Consider the following 19,584-nt stretch of genomic DNA (forward strand, 5'->3'; position numbering starts at 1 on the left):
AGTCTCATGCCGCCTGCCGATTTCGGCTGGCGGACCGAATGAAGTCTATTCCTGCTCCAGCATCAGTGTCGCCAGAGGCGGCAGCGTGATGTTGGCGATTGTCGCTCCCGTGGTGCTCTTCTCGGCGTAGACGGCGCCGCCGTTGCCCTTGCCGCTTCCTCCGTAGATTTCCGCGTCGGTGTTGAGGATCTCCTTCCAGCGACCCTGGACCGGCAGCGGGATGGCGTAACTCTCCCGGTAGACGGGCGTGAAATTGGTGATGACGGCGACGAGCTTCTCACCGGGCGCCTTGCGCAGCCAGGCGAAGACCGAATTGTCGCGGTCGTCGGCAAGCAGCCACTCGAAGCCGTCGCCTTCACAATCGCGCGCATGCAGGGCGGGCTTGGCGCGATAGGTGCCGTTGAGGTCACGCACCAGCCGGCGCATGCCTTCGTGCAGGTGGTATTCGAGCAGGTTCCAGTCGAGCGCGCGGTCCTCGGACCATTCGCGCCATTGCGCGAATTCCTGGCCCATGAACAAGAGCTTCTTGCCGGGATAGCCCCACATGAAGGCGTAATAGGCCCTGAGATTGGCGAACTTCTGCCAGTCGTCGCCGGCCATCTTGGCGATCAGCGAGCCTTTGCCATGCACCACTTCGTCATGGGAGAGCGGCAGCACGAAGTTTTCGCTGAAGGCGTAGAGCAGGCCGAAGGTCAGGTCGTTGTGGTGGAACTTGCGGTGCACCGGCTCGCGCGACAGGTATTGCAGCGTGTCGTGCATGAAGCCCATGTTCCACTTGAAGCCGAAACCCAGGCCGCCAGCATGAACCGGATGGGATACCTTCGGCCAGGAGGTCGATTCCTCGGCGATCGTCAGGATGCCCTGGTGGATGCCGTAGATCTGGGTGTTCATCGTCTGCAGGAAGCGAACCGCTTCGAGGTTCTCGTTGCCGCCATACTCGTTCGGCACCCATTCGCCATGCTTGCGCGAATAGTCTAGGTAGAGCATCGAGGCGACCGCATCGACGCGTAGTCCGTCGACATGGAACTTCTCGGCCCAGTAGAGCGCGTTGTTGACGAGGTAGGACAGCACCTCCTGCCGGCCGAAATTGTAGATCGCCGTGTTCCAGTCGGGGTGGAAGCCCTGGCGCGGGTCCTCGTGCTCGTAGAGCGCGGTGCCGTCGAACCAGCGAAGCCCGTGCTCGTCCGTCGGGAAATGCGCCGGCACCCAGTCGAGGATGACGCCGATGCCGACCTTGTGGCAGCCGTTCACGAAGCGGGCAAAGCCCTCGGGCTCGCCGAAGCGGGCGGTCGGTGCATAGAGGCCGGTCGTCTGGTAGCCCCAGGACGGGTCGAAGGGAAACTCCGAGATCGGCAGGAACTCGATGTGGGTGAAGCCCATATCGACGCAATAGGGGATCAGCCGGTCGGCGAGTTCGTCCCAGGTAAGCATCTCGCCATTGTCGCGGCGCTGCCAGGAGCCCGCATGGACCTCGTAGATCGAGATCGGTTGGCGCCGCGCATCGACCGTCGCCCAGTGCTTGCGATGCGCCTCGTCCTCCCAGGTTTGCGCGATCTCCGGCGTCGTCACCGAAGCGGTGTTGGGACGAAGCTCGGACCTGCGGGCAAAAGGATCGGCCTTCAGCGGCAGCAGCGTGCCATTGCGGTCGAGGATCTCGTACTTGTAAGCAAGGCCGGCCTCGACGCCTGGGATGAAGATCTCCCAGATGCCGGTGTCGGCACGCAGCCGCATGACGTGGCGCCGGCCATCCCAATTGTTGAATTGGCCGACGACGGAAACGCGCTTGGCATTGGGCGCCCAGACGGCAAAGTGATAGCCGTCGGCGCCATCGTGATGGATCGGATGTGCGCCCATCTTGTCGAAGAGCCGGAGGTGTGAACCTTCGCGGATGTAATAGTCGTCCATCGGCCCGAGGACCGGCCCGAAGCTGTAGGGGTCGATGACGACCCATTCGCCGCCCTGGTTGCGGGCGCGATAGCGCACGGGCTGGGGTTTCTTCAGAGAGATGGGACCTTCGAAGAAACCGGCATCGTCACGGCGTTCGAGCGTGCCGAGTTCCTTGCCCGAGAGCGTTTCCACCGCAACGGTCTCGGCATCGGGGATGAAGCAGCGGGCAAGGATGGCCTTGCCGGCGGAGTGTACGCCGAGGACCGCGAAAGGATCATCGTGCGTACCCGAAAGAATGGCCGCGATTTCCGGCGCTGACAGCAGACCTGAAGCTGCGGGTTCCGGGTCCTTGCCGGCCGAAGGCGTCATCCAGCTCTCCAGATTTCCCCGGCATATTGCCGGATGGTGCGATCGGACGAGAACCAGCCCATCCGTGCGGTGTTGCGGATCGCCTGCGCATACCAGTCGGATGGATTCGTCCAGAGCTGGTCGATCTCGCGCTGCGCTTTGGCATAGGCTTCGAAATCGGCGGCAACCATGAACCAGTCGTGATTGTAGATGCCGTCGACGAGGCCGGAGAAGCGGTTGCGGTCATCGGGCGAGAAGACGCCCGAGGCGATGGCCTGGAGGGCCTGCGACAGTTCGGGCGAGCCCTCGATGATGGCGCGCGGATTGTGGCCTTCGGCACGCGCCTTCGCCACTTCCTCGGCGGTCATGCCGAAGATCTTGATGTTTTCCTCGCCGATCCAGTCGCGCATCTCGACATTGGCGCCGTCGAGCGTGCCGATCGTCAGCGCGCCGTTCAGCGCGAATTTCATGTTGCCGGTGCCCGAGGCTTCCATGCCCGCGGTCGAGATCTGCTCGGACAGATCGGCGGCCGGAACCATGATTTCGGCGAGCGAGACGTTGTAGTTCGGCACGAAGACGATCTTGAGCAGGCCCCGTACCGCCGGATCGTTGTTGACGACCCGGGCGACATCATTGGCGAGCTTGATGATCAGCTTGGCGTTGTGATAGCTCGGCGCCGCCTTGCCGGCAAAGAGCTTGACGCGCGGCACCCAGTCCCGCTCCGGATGCGAGCGGATCTGGTCGTAGAGCGCGACGGCCTCGACGATGTTGAGGAGCTGGCGCTTGTATTCGTGGATGCGCTTGATCTGGATGTCGAACATCGCCGACGGATCGAGCCTGATGCCGAGCCGGCTCTGGACGAGCTGGGCGAGGCGGACCTTGTTGGCACGCTTGACGGCAGCGAAATGCTCCTGGAAATCCGCCTTGTCGGCGAAGGCATCGAGCGCCTGCAGCGCCTCGGTATTGTCCATGAACTCATCGCCGATCGCGTCACGGATCAGCCCGAAGAGCCCGGGATTGCACTGCATCAGCCAGCGGCGCGGGGTGATGCCGTTGGTCTTGTTGTTGATGCGTTCGGGGTAGAGCTTGTGGAGGTCGGCAAAGACCGTTTCCTTCATCAGCTCCGTATGCAGCGCCGAAACGCCGTTGATCGAGTGCGAGCCGACGAAGGCGAGGTTGCCCATGCGCACCCGCCGCTCACCGCTCTCGTCGATCAGCGAGATGTTGCGGATCTCGTCGTCGGTGGCGCCCTTCTGCTTGCGCGCCTCGATCAGGATCTTGGCGTTGATCGCATAGACGATCTGCATGTGGCGCGGCAGCAGCCGTTCGATGAGCGGCACCGGCCAGCTTTCGAGCGCTTCCGGCAGAAGCGTATGGTTGGTGTAGGAGATCGTGCGGCGGGTGATGTCCCAGGCCCGCTCGAAATCGAGACCGTGCACGTCGGTGAGCAACCGCACCAGCTCCGCCACGGAAATGGCCGGGTGGGTGTCGTTCAGCTGAATGGCAACGGCGTCCGGCAGCGAGTTGAAATCCGGATATTGCTGCAGGTGCCGGCGCAGGATGTCCTGCAGCGAGGCGGAAGAGAAGAAGTATTCCTGGCGCAACCGCAGTTCCTGGCCAGCCGGCGTAGCGTCGGCAGGGTAGAGCACGCGGGTCAGGCTTTCCGCCTTGTTGCTCTCGCGCAGCGCGCCGATGTGGTCGCCGGCGTTGAAGGCCGCAAGCAGGATCGGGTCGATCGGCTGCGCCGTCCAGAGGCGAAGCGTGTTGACGCGCTTTGCCCGCCAGCCGACGGCGGGCGTGTCAAAGGCGGTGGCGATGACGCGCTCGGCCGGCTTCCACACGAAGCGCTGGATCTCCTCGTCGATGTTGGCCGTTTCGACCACGCCGCCGAAGCCGATCTCGTAGGAGCTTTCACGCCGCTCGAATTCCCAGGGATTGCCGTGGGCGAGCCAGGTCTCCGGCAGTTCCACCTGCCAGCCGTCAGCCATCTGCTGGCGGAACAGGCCGTGCATATAGCGGATGCCGTAGCCATAGGCGGGCACGTCGACGGTCGCCATCGATTCCATGAAACAGGCGGCGAGACGGCCGAGACCGCCATTGCCGAGTGCTGCGTCCGGCTCGAGCTCGGCGATGACGTCGATATCGACACCGAGAGAGGCGAGTGCGTCGCGCATCTCGTCCATCAGGCCGATATTGGTCATCGCGTCGCGCATCAGCCGGCCGATGAGGAATTCGAGCGACAGGTAATAGACGCGCTTGGCACCGGTCGCGTAGGTCTTGCGGGTGGAATCCATCCACTTGTCGGTGATGCGGTCGCGGGCGACCAGGATCGCCGCCGTCAGCCAGTCATGGGGCTTAGCGACCTTCGGATCCTTGCCGATACGATACTTCAGACGTTCGAGGATTTCGACGGCGAGCTGGCCGGGTTCAGACGACCTTGGGGCGGGCTGCGGCACTTCGTTGGTGGAGAGCCTGTTCATCATGAAACTGTCTTTACCCTTTTGCGTTGGGAGGTCGCAGGCCGGAACCGACCGGGGATAGGGCAATTTATGCATCGATCCGAAGCGCTTGCAACAGATGTTTTTAAATGGATTAGAATTGTCTCAAGCTACGGAACTCGCTGGCGGAACGGAGCCGCAATACCTAAACGCGAAAGCCGCCTGGCGTGACCGGGCGGCTTGAAGGATGCAGGTTCTGACGTTTTACTTCGTCAGGCGGGTAGCCATGGCCGAGGCTTTTTCGCCGATCGCCTTGAAGGCTGCGATCAGATCGGCGGCTTCTTCCGCCTGGAAGTAATTTGCCTCGGTTGTGGCGCAGGACTTCAGCAAGGCCTTGCCGCGATCGGGCGCCATGAAGGCGACGGTGTAGACCTGCACGTTGTTCTTTCGGGCGGTGTCGCACCACGCCAGGGTTGTCGTGTCGTCGCTCGTGTTGTTGTTGGCGCCGTCGGTCATGAAGACGATGTATTTTGTCGGGACCTGACCGTTCTTGGCCTTGTGGGCCGTATCCTCGGTCGTCGCCGCTACGCGGCTGTAGGCTGTCTTGAACGCGTTACCCGATGCGGTGCCGCCGGTCGCGATAAGGGCGTTCACATAGGTGGAGGTTCCGGTCGTGCCCCAATTGAGGTTGCCCGCCGCATCCTGTGCGGAGTTGTAGGAAACAGCCGCGGTGCGGACATACAAACTACTCGGGTCGGCGGTGTTCAGCTGCTTGAGCAGATCACTGACGGCGGTCTTCAGCGCGTCGATCTTGGTTACATAGCAGGGGCTGGTTGCTGCCAGGTTTGGATATCTGCCCCAATTCGACTCTGTGTAGTTCGGGCAGGATGTCTTCGTGGCGTTCAGCGTATTGGTTTTCCAGGCCATCGAGCCGGAGCGATCGAGCACCAGATACATCGAGAGCGCATTCTTGCTCTCTGTCGCGCTTTCTGCGGTGGCACGGGTTTCGATGTCGATTGATGTCTTCCCGAGCAGGCGTGTCATCGCGTTGAACTGGAACGTCTGCTTGTTCAGGACGGTGACGTTGTAGGCCTTGCCGGTAGGACCATTGGTGCTTTCAATGATGTCAATGGTCGGCTGGCTGCCCGTCGACGCGTCCGCCGAAGCGGTCTTGGCCAACGAGCTCGTGCCGCTTTGATCGTTCCCGCCGGGAACGTCGACGGCGGTGCCGCCCGACTGCGTCTTGAGGAAGGCCGCGGCAATTTCCTTTGCCTTGGCGATCGTTGGCGGATCCTTTGAGACCAGAGAGGAGGCCGCCGCGAGCGCCGCCGCGTCGGCTGCATCCTGCATCTGGTTCTTGGCCGTCATCATGCTGGCCAAGTCGATGGCGACGCCGCCGGCCGCCAGCAGCAAAGGCGTCGCAAGCGCCGCCATGATACCGAAATTACCACCCCGGTCCTTGAGCATCGCCACAAGGGACCGGCCTACAGTGTATCGTCTTCCCATCTTTGCACACCCCAGAGGAACACGTTGCAAGCTTGGGGCACAAATAGCGTCGATGGCTTACGATATCGTTGCGGCAATCGCTGCAATTTTAACGGAACTCAGGAAAACCAGTGCTTACAGAGGGTTCCGCAATTGTGGCCTTGTCCGGAAACGGGAATGGCCTGTACCAAATCGGATCAGGGCACCGGAATGACGTCCACGGCCTGCTTCGTCGTCTGGCTGCCATAGCTCTTCAGGACCCCGATGACGGGGGCGACGTCGCCGTAATCACGGCCGTGGCCGACGACGATATGGTCGGTTCCCGCCGGAATATTGTTGGTCGGATCGAGTTCGAACCAGCCGCCTGTGGTGCCGCACCAGATCCGCACCCAGGCGTGCATGGCATCGGCACCCTCGAGGCGCTCCTTGCCGGGCGGAGGGATTGTCCGCAGGAAGCCGCTGACATAGCCGGCGGGGATGCCGAGGCTTCTCAGTGCCACGATCATCACATGGGCGAAGTCCTGACAGACGCCGCGCTTCAGCTTGTACGCCTCACCCGGTGTCGTGTTCACCGTGGTTGCCTCGCCGTCATAGGTGAAATCGCGGTGGATGCGCTCGCACACGGCGATGGCGATCTGCCGGACCGTCATGGCGTCGGTGACGATATCCTGCGCGTAGGCGGCAATTTCGGGGACTTCCGGCAGGAGCGGGCTTGGCCCGGTGAAGTGGTGTGGCGCCTCGGCGTCGACCGACCAGCAGGCGGCGAGTTCGGCCGGCAGGCCGGCGAGATGAGGCGAGAAATCCGCCGTCAGCGGCTGTGGCTCCACCTGCACGCGCGCCTGCATGCGGATCGTCAGATCGGCATGGGAGGAGCGGAAGAGGATCGACGTGAACGGGTTGGCAAAAAAGTCGATGCTTTCGGCGCGCTCGGCCGGCATCGGCTGGCAGCTCAACGAACCGACGATGAGACGCTGGCGGCCCTGAAGGGTTGCCGGCATGACGCGCACGAGGTGGCGACCGCCGGAGACCGGCACTTCGTAGTCATAGGTGATCTTCAGGCTGATATCGTAAAGCAATGGTCGCGCCCCTTAGCCGAGATAGGTTCGCGCGAGCAGGTCGGACAGGCCTTCGAGATCCCGCTCCAACCGATTGTAAACGCCGAGAGTCATGGCTTCCGGCGTCATCACCGCAAGGCCAGAATGCAGGCGCATCGCCTCGCGATAGAAGGGCGACATCTGCCCATTGACGAAAGCGTTCGGCAGCAATTCCACCTCGGTCTTGATCTCGTTCAACTGGTAGAGCACCGAGCGCGGGTTGAGCGGGTCGAGCGCCAACAGGTCCGTTACGGTCAATGCGGCGGTGCTGACATTGTAGCGCCGGCGGTGGGTCATGACGCTGTCGCCGATCTCGAGCAGCATATCGTAGGCGCCGTCAGGCGCATCCGGTCCCGACATATGGCCGAGCAGCCGCGTCATGTGCAGGCCACGCTCGAGATAGCGGCCGATCGAAAGAAAGCGCCAGCCGGTGAAGCGGTACATGTTTTCGTGCACGAGACCGGCAAAGCCGGCGAGCTTGCGCAGAAGCACGGTCATCGCGCGGGTCGCATCGTCGCCGGCCTGCACCGTCGCATGGAACTTGCGCGCCGTCTGCGACAGGTCGTTCAGCGCCAGCCAGCCGTCCGGCGAGAACCGGTCGCGGATGTTGCCGGCGCTGAAGAGGGCGCTGGCAATATTGGCAAGCAGGCTGTCGGGCACCGGCTGGCGCGTGTCGATGTCGAGCGCGGCGAGATAGTCGCTGACATCCCTCAGGAGCGGCAGGTCCGGATCGGCGGTTTCGGCGAAGCGACCGTGCCAGGCGCGCAGGATGCGCAGCGCCCCTTCGGCGCGCTCGATGTAACGGCCGAGCCAGAAGAGGTTGTCGGCCGCCCGGCTCGGCAGGCTCCCGGGCATGTTGCGGGTGAAGCTCTCCTCCGCCGGAAGCAAAGTCGTGCGTTCCACCGGACGGTCGCTGACGATCCAGACGTCGGCGGCGGTGCCTCCCGCCTGCATCGCGATGGCGGCCACATCGTCGCCGGAGCCGATGCGGGCGAAACCGCCGGGCATGATCTGCCAGCCGTCGCGGGTCCGTGCCGCGAAGACGCGCAGGCTCATCGGGCGCGGCGTCAACCGGCCGCGAACCCAGGCCGGGGTAGTCGAAAGCGTGACGACCTCCTGGCCGACGAGCTTGCCGCCTTCGGTGCCAAGCCAATCGGCGATCGAGGCGCGAGCCTCCTCGCCGAGCGTTGCGCCGAGCACGGACTGGCCGTTGTCATCGAAGAAGGGGCGCGTCGCATAGGCCGGGCCGATGACCATGCGATCGAGATTGGCAGCGACCTGTTCTCGCTCGCCCGGCTGGCCGCACCACCAGGTGGCGATCGAGGGCAGCTGCTGCTCCTCACCGAGCAGGTGGCGGCAGATCGCCGGCATGAAGGCGAGGAAGGCGCGTGTCTCGACGATGCCGGTTCCGAGCGCGTTGACGATCGAGACGGAGCCGGCGCGAAGCGCCTCGACGATGCCGGGCGTGCCGATATGCGAGGACTGGTTCAGTTCAATCGGGTCGGCGAAGGCCGCGTCAAGGCGGCGCCAGAGCACGCCCACGGGTTTGAGGCCGGCGACTGTGCGTACCATCACCCGGCCGCCGACCACCGTCAGGTCCTCGCCTTCGAGCAGCATGAAGCCCAGATAGCGGGCGATATAGGCATGTTCGAAATAGGTCTCGTTCGCGATGCCGGGCGAAAGCACGGCGATGCGGTCGTCCGGATGCAGCTTGCGACTCTGGAGCGCATCGCGGAATTCGCCGAAGAAGCCGGCCAATCGGTGTACGTGGGTTTCGGCATAAAGATTGGAGAAGGCGCGCGTGGTCGCGACCCGGTTCTCCAGCGCGAAGCCGGCCCCGGAGGGCGCTTCGGTGCGGTCCGAAAGGACCCACCAGTTGCCATCGGGCCCGCGGCCGATTTCGAAGGAGACGAAGTGCAGAAAGTGACCATCGGCCGGCTTCACGCCGACGAGCGGCCGCAGGAATTCCGGATTGGAGGCGACCAGCGCCGGCGGCAACAGCCCCTCGCGCACCAGCCGGTTCTCGCCATAGATGTCGGCAACCACCTTCTCCAGAAGCTCGGCGCGCTGGACGAGCCCTTGCGAAACCGTCGCCCATTCCTTCTCGTCGATCAGGACTGGGATATGGGACAATGGCCAGCTTCGGTCGGTACTCTCCTTGGCGCCGTAGACCCGGTAGAAAACGCCGGCGTCGCGCAGGTAGCGGTCGGCGCGGGCGAAGCGGTTGGCGAGTTCCGTTTCGTCGAGCCGTCCGAGCGTCGCGAGCAGCCGCTGCCAGACCGGGCGGACATTGCCCTCCCGGTCGAGCATCTCGTCGGCGATACCAGGAAGGGCGCGGTAGCCGAAGACCGGATCGTCGTCGGTGCCCCGATGGTTCGCGGCGGCTGTCAGCTTTTTCGCCATTTACGCTCCTGGCGGACGCCTGAGATCAAGCGTCATCGGGAATTCCATAGACGGGCTTTCCGGGCGAAGCGGGTAACCTCCTGACGTATGACCCCAGGGCTCGAACCGCGCCAGGCGCCGCGCTTCGGCCTCGTTGCCGTTGACTGGAAACGTATCGTAGCTTCGCCCACCCGGATGGGCGACATGGTAGACGCATCCGCCAATCGCCCGATTCGACCATGTATCATAAATGTCGAATGTGAGGGGAGTGTTGACCGGCAGGACCGGATGCAGGCCCGAGGCCGGCTGCCAGGCCTTGTAGCGCACGCCGGCAACGGCCGAGCCGTTGGAGCCGGTGCGCGTCAACGGTACCGGCCGGCCGTTGCAGGCAACCGCATAGCGCTCGGGATTGGCGGTATCGAGCTTGACCTGCAGGCGCTCGACCGAACTGTCGACATAGCGCACGGTGCCGCCGATCGCCCCCTGCTCGCCCATCACGTGCCAAGGTTCGAGCGCCTGACGGATTTCGAGCCTGGCGTCTTGATATTCGACCTCGCCGCAGAAGGGGAAACGGAACTCGAGCTGGGCCTCGAACCATTCCGGCTTCAAGTCGAAGCCGTGGGCGCGGAGGTCGGCGAGCACTTCGAGAAAATCCTGCCAGACGTGGTGCGGCAGCATGAAGCGGTCGTGCAGCGCCGTGCCCCAGCGCACGAACCGGCCGTCGATCGGATGCTTCCAGAAGCGGGCGATGAGGGCGCGCACCAGCAATTGCTGGGCGAGCGACATGCGGGCGTTCGGCGGCATCTCGAAGCCGCGGAACTCGACGAGGCCCAGACGCCCGGTCGGCCCGTCAGGCGAAAACAGCTTGTCGATGCAGATTTCCGCCCGGTGCGTATTCCCTGTCACGTCGACGAGCAGGTTACGGAACAGACGGTCGACGAGCCAGGGCAGGGGAGGCGCAGTCGCCGAGCCCGGCATCGGCACCTGTGCGAGCGCGATTTCGAGCTCGTAGAGCGAATCATGCCGGGCCTCGTCGATGCGCGGCGCCTGCGAAGTCGGGCCGATGAAGAGGCCCGAAAACAGGTAGGAGAGCGACGGGTGCCGCTGCCAGTGCAGCACGACGCTTTTCAAGAGGTCCGGACGGCGCAGGAACGGGCTGTCATTGGGATTGGCGCCGCCGACGACCACGTGATTGCCGCCGCCGGTGCCGGTGTGGCGCCCGTCGATCATGAACTTGTCGGCACCAAGCCGGCTTTGGCGCGCCTCTTCGTAGATCGCGGTGGTGATGTCGACGCAATCGCGCCAGTGCGATGCGGGATGAATGTTGACCTCGATCACGCCGGGGTCCGGCGCAACACGGATGACGTTGATGCGCTCATCCTGCGGCGGGGCATAGCCTTCGATATGGACGGGCAGGCCGACGTTGGCGGCAGCCCGTTCCGCAGACGCGATGAGGTCGAGATACTCCTCGATGCTCGTCGTCGGCGGCATGAAGACGCAAAGCCGACCGTCGCGCGGCTCGACGCTGATGGCAGTGCGCACCAGGCCGGCGATCTCGTCGCGCGCCACCGGCAGCGGGGTTTCCGGAACCTCCGAGGGCTGGAAACGCGCCTGCTGCGGCCGGCTGATCTCTTCGGAAAAATCGGGCAGGCCGTCGCGCGGCACTGTCGGATCGACCGGGTTGATGTAGGGGAACCAGGAGGGCGCGATATAGGGCAGGGCGCCGAGCGGCAGGCGATAGCCGACGGGACTGTCGCCGGGCACGAGGAAGAGACGACCCCGGCGGGTGCTCCACTTTTCGCTCATCCACTTCCGTCCCGATGCACGGGCGTTCCAGGCCTGCACCGGCAGCACGTAGCCCGTGGGCGTCGTCAACCCGCGCTCGAAGACACGCGCCATGCGGCTGCGTTCTTCCGGATCCTTGAGCTTGGAATTGGCCGGGTCGACATTGTCGGGGAGGTTCGCCTCCTTCAGCAACCATTCGGCCGGATCCTCGAAGGCGGGCACGACCATGTCGGCGGCAAGGTCCAACTCGTCGGCGATTGCCTGGAGCAGGCGTTCGGCGTCCCTCTCGGTGACATTGTGGCTGCTCGCCTCCTCGGCGATGAGATCGGGGCGGCGCCAGATCGGTACGCCGTCCTTGCGCCAATAGAGCGAGAAGGTCCACCGCGGCAGGCTTTCGCCGGGATACCATTTGCCCTGGCCGTAATGCAGGAAGCCACCGGGGGCGAAGCGCTCGCGCAGGCGCCGGATCAACGCGTCCGCCTTTTCGCGCTTGGTCGGGCCAACGGCGGCGGTGTTCCATTCCTCGGACTCGAAATCGTCGATCGAGACGAAGGTCGGCTCGCCGCCCATCGTCAGCCGGACGTCGTTTTCCTGGAGCACCTGATCGACCTTCTCACCGAGCGCATTCAGTGCGTCCCAGCTTTCGTCGGAGAAGGGCTTGGTGATGCGCGGGTGTTCGGCGACCCGCGCTACCTTCATATCGAAGGCGAAATCGGTGCGGGTTTCGGGGTCGCCGAAGAAACCGCCGGAGATCGGCGCGGCGTTGCGGAAATGCGGGGTGGCGGCAAGCGGGATGTGGCTTTCGCCGGTCAGGAGGCCGGAGGTCGGGTCGAGCCCGACCCAACCGGCGCCCGGCAGGTAAACCTCGGCCCAGGCATGCAGGTCGGTAAAGTCGTGGTCAGTGCCGGAGGGGCCGTCGAGTGCCTTCAGATCGGGGGTCAACTGGATGAGATAGCCGGAGACGAAGCGGGCGGCGAAACCGAGATTGCGCAGGATCTGGACGAGAAGCCAGCTCGAATCGCGACAGGACCCGCGGGCCGAAGTCAGCGTCTCCTCCGGCGTCTGTACGCCGGGCTCCATGCGGATGACGTAGCCGATCTCCTGCTGCAGGCGCGTGTTGAGCCCGACGACCATGTCGACGGTGCGCTGGCGCGAGCGGTCGACCGTCGCGAGGAAGGCGCCAAGCGCCGGCCCGACCGGCTCCGACGTCATGTAGATCCTGAGGTCGTCGCTGAGGTCTTCCGGATAGGGGAAGGGCCAATGCTCGGCTTCCTCCTCGACGAAGAAGTCGAAGGGATTGTAGACCGTCATGTCGGCGACGAGATCGACCTCGATCTTCAGTTCGCTGACCGGATCGGGAAAGACGAAGCGGGCAAGGTAGTTGCCGTAGGGATCCTGCTGCAGGTTGACGAAATGATTGGCGGGCGAAACCTTCAGCGAGTGGCTGATGACCTTGGTCTTGGAATGGGCCGCAGGCTTCAGCCGGATGATCTGCGGCGACAGCCTTACGGGACGGTCATAGGTGTAGTGGGTTAGGTGATAGATGCTGGCCTTGATCGACATGCCGGATTTGGTCCCCTTCGTGGGAGGTCTGGCGCCCCCATCGCCACGAAGTTTGTGCAATGCAAATCGAGAATGCAAGCGCGAAAGCGCGTGAGGAAAATCGAGGCGCCGCAATACTTTCGCACGCCTGGGCGGGGCGTGCGAAAGGCGGGCGTTATGCCGGTCAGACGATCGGCGGGTTGATCCGCGCAAAGCCCTCCTGGCGATAATAGGGGAAATAGGGATAGGCCGGCGTCGTCTTGCTTGCCTCATCGAGGCGGGCGATCTGCTCCAGCGACAGCGACCAGCCGACGGCGCCGAGATTCTGTCGAAGCTGCTCCTCGTTGCGGGCGCCGATGATGACGCTCGAGACGGTCGGGCGCTGCAGCAGCCAGTTGATGGCGATCTGCGGGATCGTCTTGCCGGTCTCCTCGGTGAGTTGATCGAGCACGTCGACGACGTCGTAGAGCTTTTCGTCGTCGACCGGCGGGCCGAAGGCCGCGGTATCGTGCAGGCGGCTGCCCTCCGGCCAGGGCTGGCCGCGCCTGATCTTGCCGGTGAGACGGCCCCAGCCGAGCGGGCTCCAGACAAGCGCGCCGACGCCCTGATCGGCCGCAAGCGGCATCAGTTCCCACTCGTAGTCGCGTCCGACCAGCGAATAGTAGACCTGGTGGGCGACATGGCGGACGAGGCCGTGCTTCTCGGAGACGGCCAGCGATTTCATCAGTTGCCAGCCGGCGAAATTGGAGGCGCCGACGTAGCGCAGCTTGCCGGCGGCAACGAGGCCATCGAGCGTTGAGAGCACCTCTTCGACCGGTGTCCCCGCGTCGAAGGCGTGAAGTTGCAGGAGGTCGATATAGTCGGTGCCGAGCCGCTTGAGCGCGTCGTCGACGCCTTTCGACAGGCGCGAACGCGATGTGCCGGCATCGTTCGGGCCATCGCCCATCGGCAGCGCGATCTTGGTGGAGAGCAGGACGGCATCACGCCTTCCCTTGATCGCGGCACCGAGTACGGTCTCGGAGGCACCGTCCGAGTAGACGTCGGCCGTGTCGAAGAGATTGACACCGGCCTCCAGCGAAATGTCCATCAGGCGTCGCGCTTCGGCTGCGTCGCTGTTGCCCCAGGCGCTGAAGAGCGGCCCCTTGCCGCCGAAGGTTCCTGCGCCGAAGCTCAAGGCCGGCACCTTCAGTCCCGATGATCCAAGCCGTCTGTATTCCATGTCTGCAAGCTCCTCGTTGGCTTCGTTCGTGCGAGACGCCGGGCGCCGGCGCTCGCTTCAAGGAGAAGGTGGTGTTGGGTTCATTTGCGATGTAGATCTCACGAAGGAACATCATTTGTGAGTTGAAGTCACATGTCGCGCTTGACGGTCAATCGTTCGGGGGAGATGGCGGTTTTTGCCAAGGTGGTGGAGCTTGGCGGCTTCTCGGCCGCGGCCAAGGTCTGCTGCATGACACCGTCGGCCGTCAGCAAACTCGTCCAGCGACTGGAGGAAAGGCTTGGTGTCCGGCTCGTCAACCGGTCGACGCGGCGGCTGCAATTGACGGCGGAAGGCTGCGCCTTTTATGAGCGGGCCGTGCGGATCCTCGCCGACATCGACGAAGCGGAGCGCTCGGCCGGTGCCGGCGAGACGCCGGAGGGCCGGGTCCGCCTCAATGTCAGCGCTTCCTATGCGACGCATGCGCTGATGCCGGTGCTGCCCGAATTCCTGGCGGCGTTTCCGTCGGTCTCCCTCGATATCCTGCAGACGGACGCCGTCGTCGATCTGATGGCGGAGCGGGTTGATATCGCCGTGCGCGCCGGCCCGCTGAAGACATCGAGCCTGATTGCCCGCAAGCTCGGCAGCACCTCGATGACGATCGTCGGCGCCCCATCCTATCTCGATCGTTTCGGCGTGCCTCAGACCATAGGGGATATCGAGGCGCATAACCGGCTGAGCCACAGCTACGTTCGGGCGCTCGATGGCTGGCCGCTCCTTTCGAATGCAGAACGGATCGCTCTGCCGCCGACGGAACGGGTGCGGGTGAGTGATGGCGAGGGTTTGCGCCGGCTCGCGCTTGCGGGCGTGGGCCTCGCCCGGCTGCCGACCTTCACGGTCAGAGAGGATATCGAGGCCGGCCGGCTGCTGCCGGTCGCCGAACACTTGAACCCCGGCGACACCGAAGCCTTCCACGCCGTGTTCCACGGTCCGGGCGGGGCTCTGCCTGCCCGCGTGCGGGTCGTGCTCGACTTTCTGGCTACGCGCGCGCGGATTTCGTCTTTGTGAAGGGGGCAAGGTCCGCAGGACGGCCGCAGACGCGATTGCGACCCTCCGACTTGGCGCGATAGAGCTCTGTGTCGGCATCCTCGATCAGGTGCTTCCAGCCGCCGTTTGCGGTTCGTCCCTCGGCCACGCCGAAGCTGGCGGTGACGTTCAGCTCCTGTCCGCCCGCAACGACGATCGGTTCATGGGCGAGATTGGCCCTGATCCGTTCCGCAAGTGCAAGGGCCGACTCGATGCTGTCGCCCGGGGTGATGATCGCGAACTCCTCGCCGCCAAAACGGGCGACAAGATCGGAGTTGCGCACGGAGTTGCGGATGATGCGGGCGGTTTCCTTGAGCACGATGTCGCCGACCAAGTGACCGTGGGTATCGTTGATCTGCTTGAAATGGTCGATGTCCATCAGGATCAGACAGGCATCCTGGTTGCTATCGGCAGCGTCTTCAGCGCCACCGATGAGCTCCAGGGCCCGGCGGTTGAGCAAGCCGGTCAGTTCGTCGGTTTCGGCCTGGCGTTCGAGGTGCCGCATCAACAGCGCGCGTTCGTCGAGGCGTTTGCGCAGCACGTCGATCGCATCGAACAAGCGCCCCATCTCGCCTTCGCCGCCCTTGCCTTGAAGACGCGCGATCGGGCGGTCGTTGGCGAGTTCGATGATGCTATGGCGTGCAATGAGCAGCGGCTCGAAGACCAGCGAGCGGGCGCGGCGCATCAGAACCAGCAGGACCAGGAACAGGGCGAAGGTCGCGAGGCTGGCGACCGCCAGCTTGACCGAAGCCCGCGTCTTGTTCACCGCGAGCCGCTCGACGGTCGCATCCATGAAGGCGCGGCGAAGATCCTCGAGCGGCTTCATCTTCGGGACGAAGCGGTCAGTCAGCTGCTCCGCGGTCATCGGGTAAGCGCCCGAATGTCTGCCGATCGCGACGATGCTGTCGATGATTGCAAATCCTTCGCCGAAGAACTCGCGGTCGATCCTGGCGAGATCTGCGATATTGGCCGGTTTCAGGCCGGGAAGGGCACCGGGCTTGCCGACAATGGACCAGGTTTCCTGCAGCCTGCCGCGCGTACGCTCGCTGTCGGCGATGTTCTTCGCTTCGAGCGGCTGGCCGACGGCAACCGGGGCCATGACCTGTGAGCCGAGGCGGCCGCCGTCTTCGCGCAGATTGGCGAGCATCTGTGCCGCAAGCGCAATGCCGGCAAGGTTCGGGTCGGTGTTGGTCAGGCGTTGAACGTTCCAGTCGATTGCCGGGCGAATGGCATCGATGACGCTGAACATCGCCTCAATCGTTGCCTGGATTTCTGTCAGGTCCCGTCGTTCGGGCGGAAGTGCGGCAATGCGGTCGACCTCGGCGCGCGCCAGCACCAGGCGGCGGCGGACTTCGACGAGAATGGGGGAGAGGGCACCGGCCGGCTCCGTGCGGCTGGCATTGTCGATGTCTTCGGTGAGCTTTGCGAGCGCCTCGTCGCTGCGGGCGCGAAACTCGGCAAGGCGGGCCTGGACCGGTGAACCGGGCGCCACGCCGATGCCGAGCACGCCATTGGAAGGTCCGCGCTCGGCCGAGAGATAGTTTGCGGCGTCGAGCACGCGGCAGAACGCCAAGACTTCGATCAGGTTGCGGCGGGCGATGACGAAATCGCTATAGGAGGCGACAATGATTTCGGTCGCGAGCACACCGGTACAGGCGACGACGATGGCGAGTAGCCATTGGAGCTTGCGGCGCAGCGCCTTTGCGGTACGCGCTTTCGCAACGCCCGTCTCTGGGGGCGTATGGCTGCCGCCTTTGCTCTTCATTTACGCGAAGTTGCTCCACCCATGTCGCCGCTCATCACTTTGGCTGTCGCGACAATTCTTGTCGTGCGACAAGAAACCCATCCGAAATCAGTGTGCTCGTTGCCCCTGTTATCGTATAAGGTGTTAAATAAGCTTGAAATACCCTGAATTACCAGGGGTTGCGCCGCAACCGAGGGATGCGTGCGGCGCAGGGCAGCGGTTCGCCAGCGCGCTCCACCCGTCGGATTGAATGAAGCCCGCCTCCCAAGGGAGGCGGGCCCTGTTTCCTGCGAACGCTTGTCGGTTGGCGATACGTACGGCCGGTTCAGCGCTTCGGCGCGACCAGCGCGAAAAGCGCGCCTTGCGGGTCGAGCGCCTGAACGATCCAGGCGCCGCCGGGCACCTCCATCGGCTCGAGCACGACCTTTCCGCCACCGGCCTGGATGCGCTCGATCGACGCGTCGAGCGCAGGCACGTTGATGTAGTAGAGCCAATAGGGCGCAGGCACTTCCTTCGGCTTGGTCATCATCCCGCCGATCGGGGCGCCGCCATGGGCAAAAATCTGGTAGGTGCCCATCTCGCCCATGTCCATGCCCTTGTCCTTCGTCCAGCCGAAGAGCTCGGCATAGAAGGGGAAGGCGGTATCGAGGTCGCCGGACGCGAGCTCATGCCAGCCGACCAAGCCCGGCGCCATCGGATCGGTGGCCGGCGGCGGCTCGCCTGTTCCCCTGAAGATGGCGAACACGGCGCCGTGCGGGTCGGTAACGACCGCGAAACGCCCGATGCCCGGGATATCATCGGGCGCACGGTGAACCTTCCCGCCCTTGGCCGCAATCTTGGCGGCGGTCGCATCGACATCGTCGACGCCGACATAGCCGAGCCAGGCAGGGGGCACCTTCATTTCGAGCGCGCCTTCCGGCATGGTCATCAGACCGGCGACCGGCAGTTCGCCGACGCTGAACAGCGTGTAGCTGATACCGGACATGCCGGAATCGCGGGCACTCCAGCCGACGACGTCCTTGTAGAACGTTTCCGCCGCGGCCATGTCCGTCGTCATCAATTCATACCAAACGAATTTGCCGTGATCTGCCATTGCCTTGCTCCAGTTTGCTTTGGCGCGGCGCGTCTTGCGCCGCTTGGTTGCATGCTCGAATGGATCGTCGTCGGATGAGGTTTTAGCGGCGCGGCAGGAAGACCAAGGACAGATCGCCCAACCCGCGTTCAATCCCGGCGTACGTATTCAGCCGTCATCATGTCTTTCCAACTGCCGTCCGGTGCCTGCACCTGCGCAGTCAGCAGGCGCCGGGATTGGTCGATGAGCGTGATGATGTCCCGGTACCGCGCGGTCTTGCCGGGATTCTCGAAATCCGGTCCCTCGCAATAGAGGGACAGGGACCTGCCGTCCGCATCCAGTTCGCCGTCATAGACCCACATATGGGTCAGCATGGAGCCGATCCAGGTGCCGACGTAGCGTTTTGTCTCGGGATTGTAGCCGAGCGTCATGAGCGTCTCGCCAAAGTTGCCGCCCGGCATCGTTCCCTGACCTTCGCAGACGATCCAGAGGCCCTGAAGCGAGCGAACATGTTCGCTCCAGGGGCCGCTTCCATCGGCTTCGTTGCCCGGCCCAGAGGTGCGAACCTGCCAGTCGCCCAGCATTTGTTCGAGCCAGCGATGCGCTTCTTCCGGTTCTGCTCTCACAGTTTTGCTTGTCCTTTGTGGTGGGCGCAGATCATTTTTGGCGGGCGCAGATCTTCGGCTTGACGCGCGAGCGCTCACGAAACGCTTTCGCAGGCGAAAGGTTCCGCCTGCACGAATGTCGCCCGTCTAGCCTGCCTTGCGTTCCTGTTCGTACTCGTCGTGGCGCCGGACGAAGCTCATCGTGCCGTCTTCGTTGCGGCCCTTCGGCGCGCGATCGAGCAGCATCAGCGTGCCGATCAGTTCCTCGAGACCGCGGGCATAGGACGAATAGGTGTGATAGATCGCGCCATCTTCGCCTTTCTGGAAGGCGCTCAGCCCGGGCAGTTCTTCATGCGCGTTGGCGCTGTCGATCTCGGTGAAATTGTAGGCGACCTTGCCGCTTGCGAGTTCGTCCGGAGAAAAGGCGACGTGAAAGTCGTGGTTGAACCCGTTGCCCGCAGCCGAGACCCATGGGAAGTGCCAGTCCATGCGCTTTCTATAGGCTTCGATCTTCGCAAGCGGTGCATTCGATGCAGCGATCAGCGTCACGTCATGGTGGTTGAGATGCGGTAGCATACCGGCGAAGTGATCGGCCAGGAAGGAGCAGCCGGGGCAGCCGGCCTCCCAGGTGGGGCCGAACATGAAATGGTAGACGATCAATTGACTACGGCCGTCGAAGAGTTCGGACAGCGACTTGCGCCCGGCCAAAGTGTCGAAAACATAGGTCTTTTCCATCTTCACCCAGGGCAGCGCCAGCCGGGCAGCATTGACCTTGTCGCGTGCGTGGGTGTGTTCCTTTTCCAGCGCGAGCAGTTCCCTGCGCGCTTTCAACCACTCCTGAGGCGATACGACTGCGTGGTCCTGTCTCATGCCCGTTCCTCCTTCCAACGTTGCACTTGACTAATTACGTTGATATCAACA

At 63.9% G+C, this 19,584-nt stretch carries 12 protein-coding genes; 1 reads left to right on the forward strand and 11 read right to left on the reverse strand.

Going from position 1 to position 19,584, the window contains the following annotated elements; translation table 11 throughout:
* Positions 1-45: 45 nt before the first annotated feature.
* The 7 genes from glgB to BHMPCIPO_RS29335 all read right to left on the reverse strand — a co-directional run bounded on the left by glgB (position 46) and on the right by BHMPCIPO_RS29335 (position 14,180).
* Positions 46-2,256 carry a 1,4-alpha-glucan branching protein GlgB gene (gene glgB / locus BHMPCIPO_RS29305; protein ID WP_173520350.1) on the reverse strand — a complete coding sequence of 737 codons (2,211 nt, stop codon included), beginning with the start codon at positions 2,254-2,256 and terminating at the stop codon, positions 46-48.
* Positions 2,253-4,715 (reverse strand): glycogen/starch/alpha-glucan phosphorylase, encoded by a 2,463-nt coding sequence (locus tag BHMPCIPO_RS29310; protein ID WP_173520659.1) that lies wholly within the window; start codon positions 4,713-4,715, stop codon positions 2,253-2,255. The genes glgB and BHMPCIPO_RS29310 overlap by 4 nt, the downstream gene beginning before the upstream one ends.
* A 222-nt stretch (positions 4,716-4,937) precedes the next feature.
* A complete protein-coding gene (locus BHMPCIPO_RS29315; protein WP_173520351.1) occupies positions 4,938-6,179 on the reverse strand; it encodes a VWA domain-containing protein in 1,242 nt (413 codons plus the stop codon).
* A gap of 176 nt (positions 6,180-6,355) precedes the next feature.
* Positions 6,356-7,234 carry a transglutaminase family protein gene (locus BHMPCIPO_RS29320; RefSeq protein ID WP_173520352.1) on the reverse strand — a complete coding sequence of 293 codons (879 nt, stop codon included), beginning with the start codon at positions 7,232-7,234 and terminating at the stop codon, positions 6,356-6,358.
* Between the two features lie 12 nt (positions 7,235-7,246).
* Positions 7,247-9,655, reverse strand: coding sequence for a circularly permuted type 2 ATP-grasp protein (locus BHMPCIPO_RS29325; protein ID WP_173520353.1), 2,409 nt, complete (start codon positions 9,653-9,655; stop codon positions 7,247-7,249).
* Positions 9,656-12,982 (reverse strand): transglutaminase family protein, encoded by a 3,327-nt coding sequence (locus tag BHMPCIPO_RS29330; protein ID WP_173520354.1) that lies wholly within the window; start codon positions 12,980-12,982, stop codon positions 9,656-9,658.
* Between the two features lie 163 nt (positions 12,983-13,145).
* Positions 13,146-14,180: an aldo/keto reductase gene (locus BHMPCIPO_RS29335; RefSeq protein ID WP_173520355.1), complete on the reverse strand. Its 1,035-nt coding sequence runs from the start codon at positions 14,178-14,180 to the stop codon at positions 13,146-13,148.
* 132 nt (positions 14,181-14,312) lie between these two features.
* Between BHMPCIPO_RS29335 and BHMPCIPO_RS29340 the strand changes: the two genes are divergently transcribed.
* On the forward strand, positions 14,313-15,224 hold the full coding sequence (locus BHMPCIPO_RS29340; RefSeq protein ID WP_173520356.1) for a LysR family transcriptional regulator: 912 nt from the start codon (positions 14,313-14,315) through the stop codon (positions 15,222-15,224).
* Here the strand turns inward: BHMPCIPO_RS29340 and BHMPCIPO_RS29345 are convergent.
* The 4 genes from BHMPCIPO_RS29345 to BHMPCIPO_RS29360 form a co-directional block, all read right to left on the reverse strand.
* Positions 15,196-17,007 (reverse strand): diguanylate cyclase, encoded by a 1,812-nt coding sequence (locus tag BHMPCIPO_RS29345; RefSeq protein ID WP_173520357.1) that lies wholly within the window; start codon positions 17,005-17,007, stop codon positions 15,196-15,198. The genes BHMPCIPO_RS29340 and BHMPCIPO_RS29345 overlap by 29 nt on opposite strands.
* A gap of 304 nt (positions 17,008-17,311) precedes the next feature.
* Positions 17,312-18,079 carry a VOC family protein gene (locus tag BHMPCIPO_RS29350; RefSeq protein ID WP_173520358.1) on the reverse strand — a complete coding sequence of 256 codons (768 nt, stop codon included), beginning with the start codon at positions 18,077-18,079 and terminating at the stop codon, positions 17,312-17,314.
* 128 nt (positions 18,080-18,207) lie between these two features.
* The gene (locus tag BHMPCIPO_RS29355; RefSeq protein ID WP_173520359.1) at positions 18,208-18,684 is read right to left on the reverse strand and encodes a DUF1579 domain-containing protein; all 477 of its coding nucleotides are present in this window, start codon (positions 18,682-18,684) and stop codon (positions 18,208-18,210) included.
* Between the two features lie 126 nt (positions 18,685-18,810).
* Positions 18,811-19,533, reverse strand: coding sequence for a DUF899 domain-containing protein (locus BHMPCIPO_RS29360; protein WP_173520360.1), 723 nt, complete (start codon positions 19,531-19,533; stop codon positions 18,811-18,813).
* Positions 19,534-19,584 lie beyond the last annotated feature (51 nt).

This window comes from Ensifer sesbaniae, from assembly GCF_013283665.1.
GTDB lineage: Bacteria > Pseudomonadota > Alphaproteobacteria > Rhizobiales > Rhizobiaceae > Ensifer > Ensifer sesbaniae.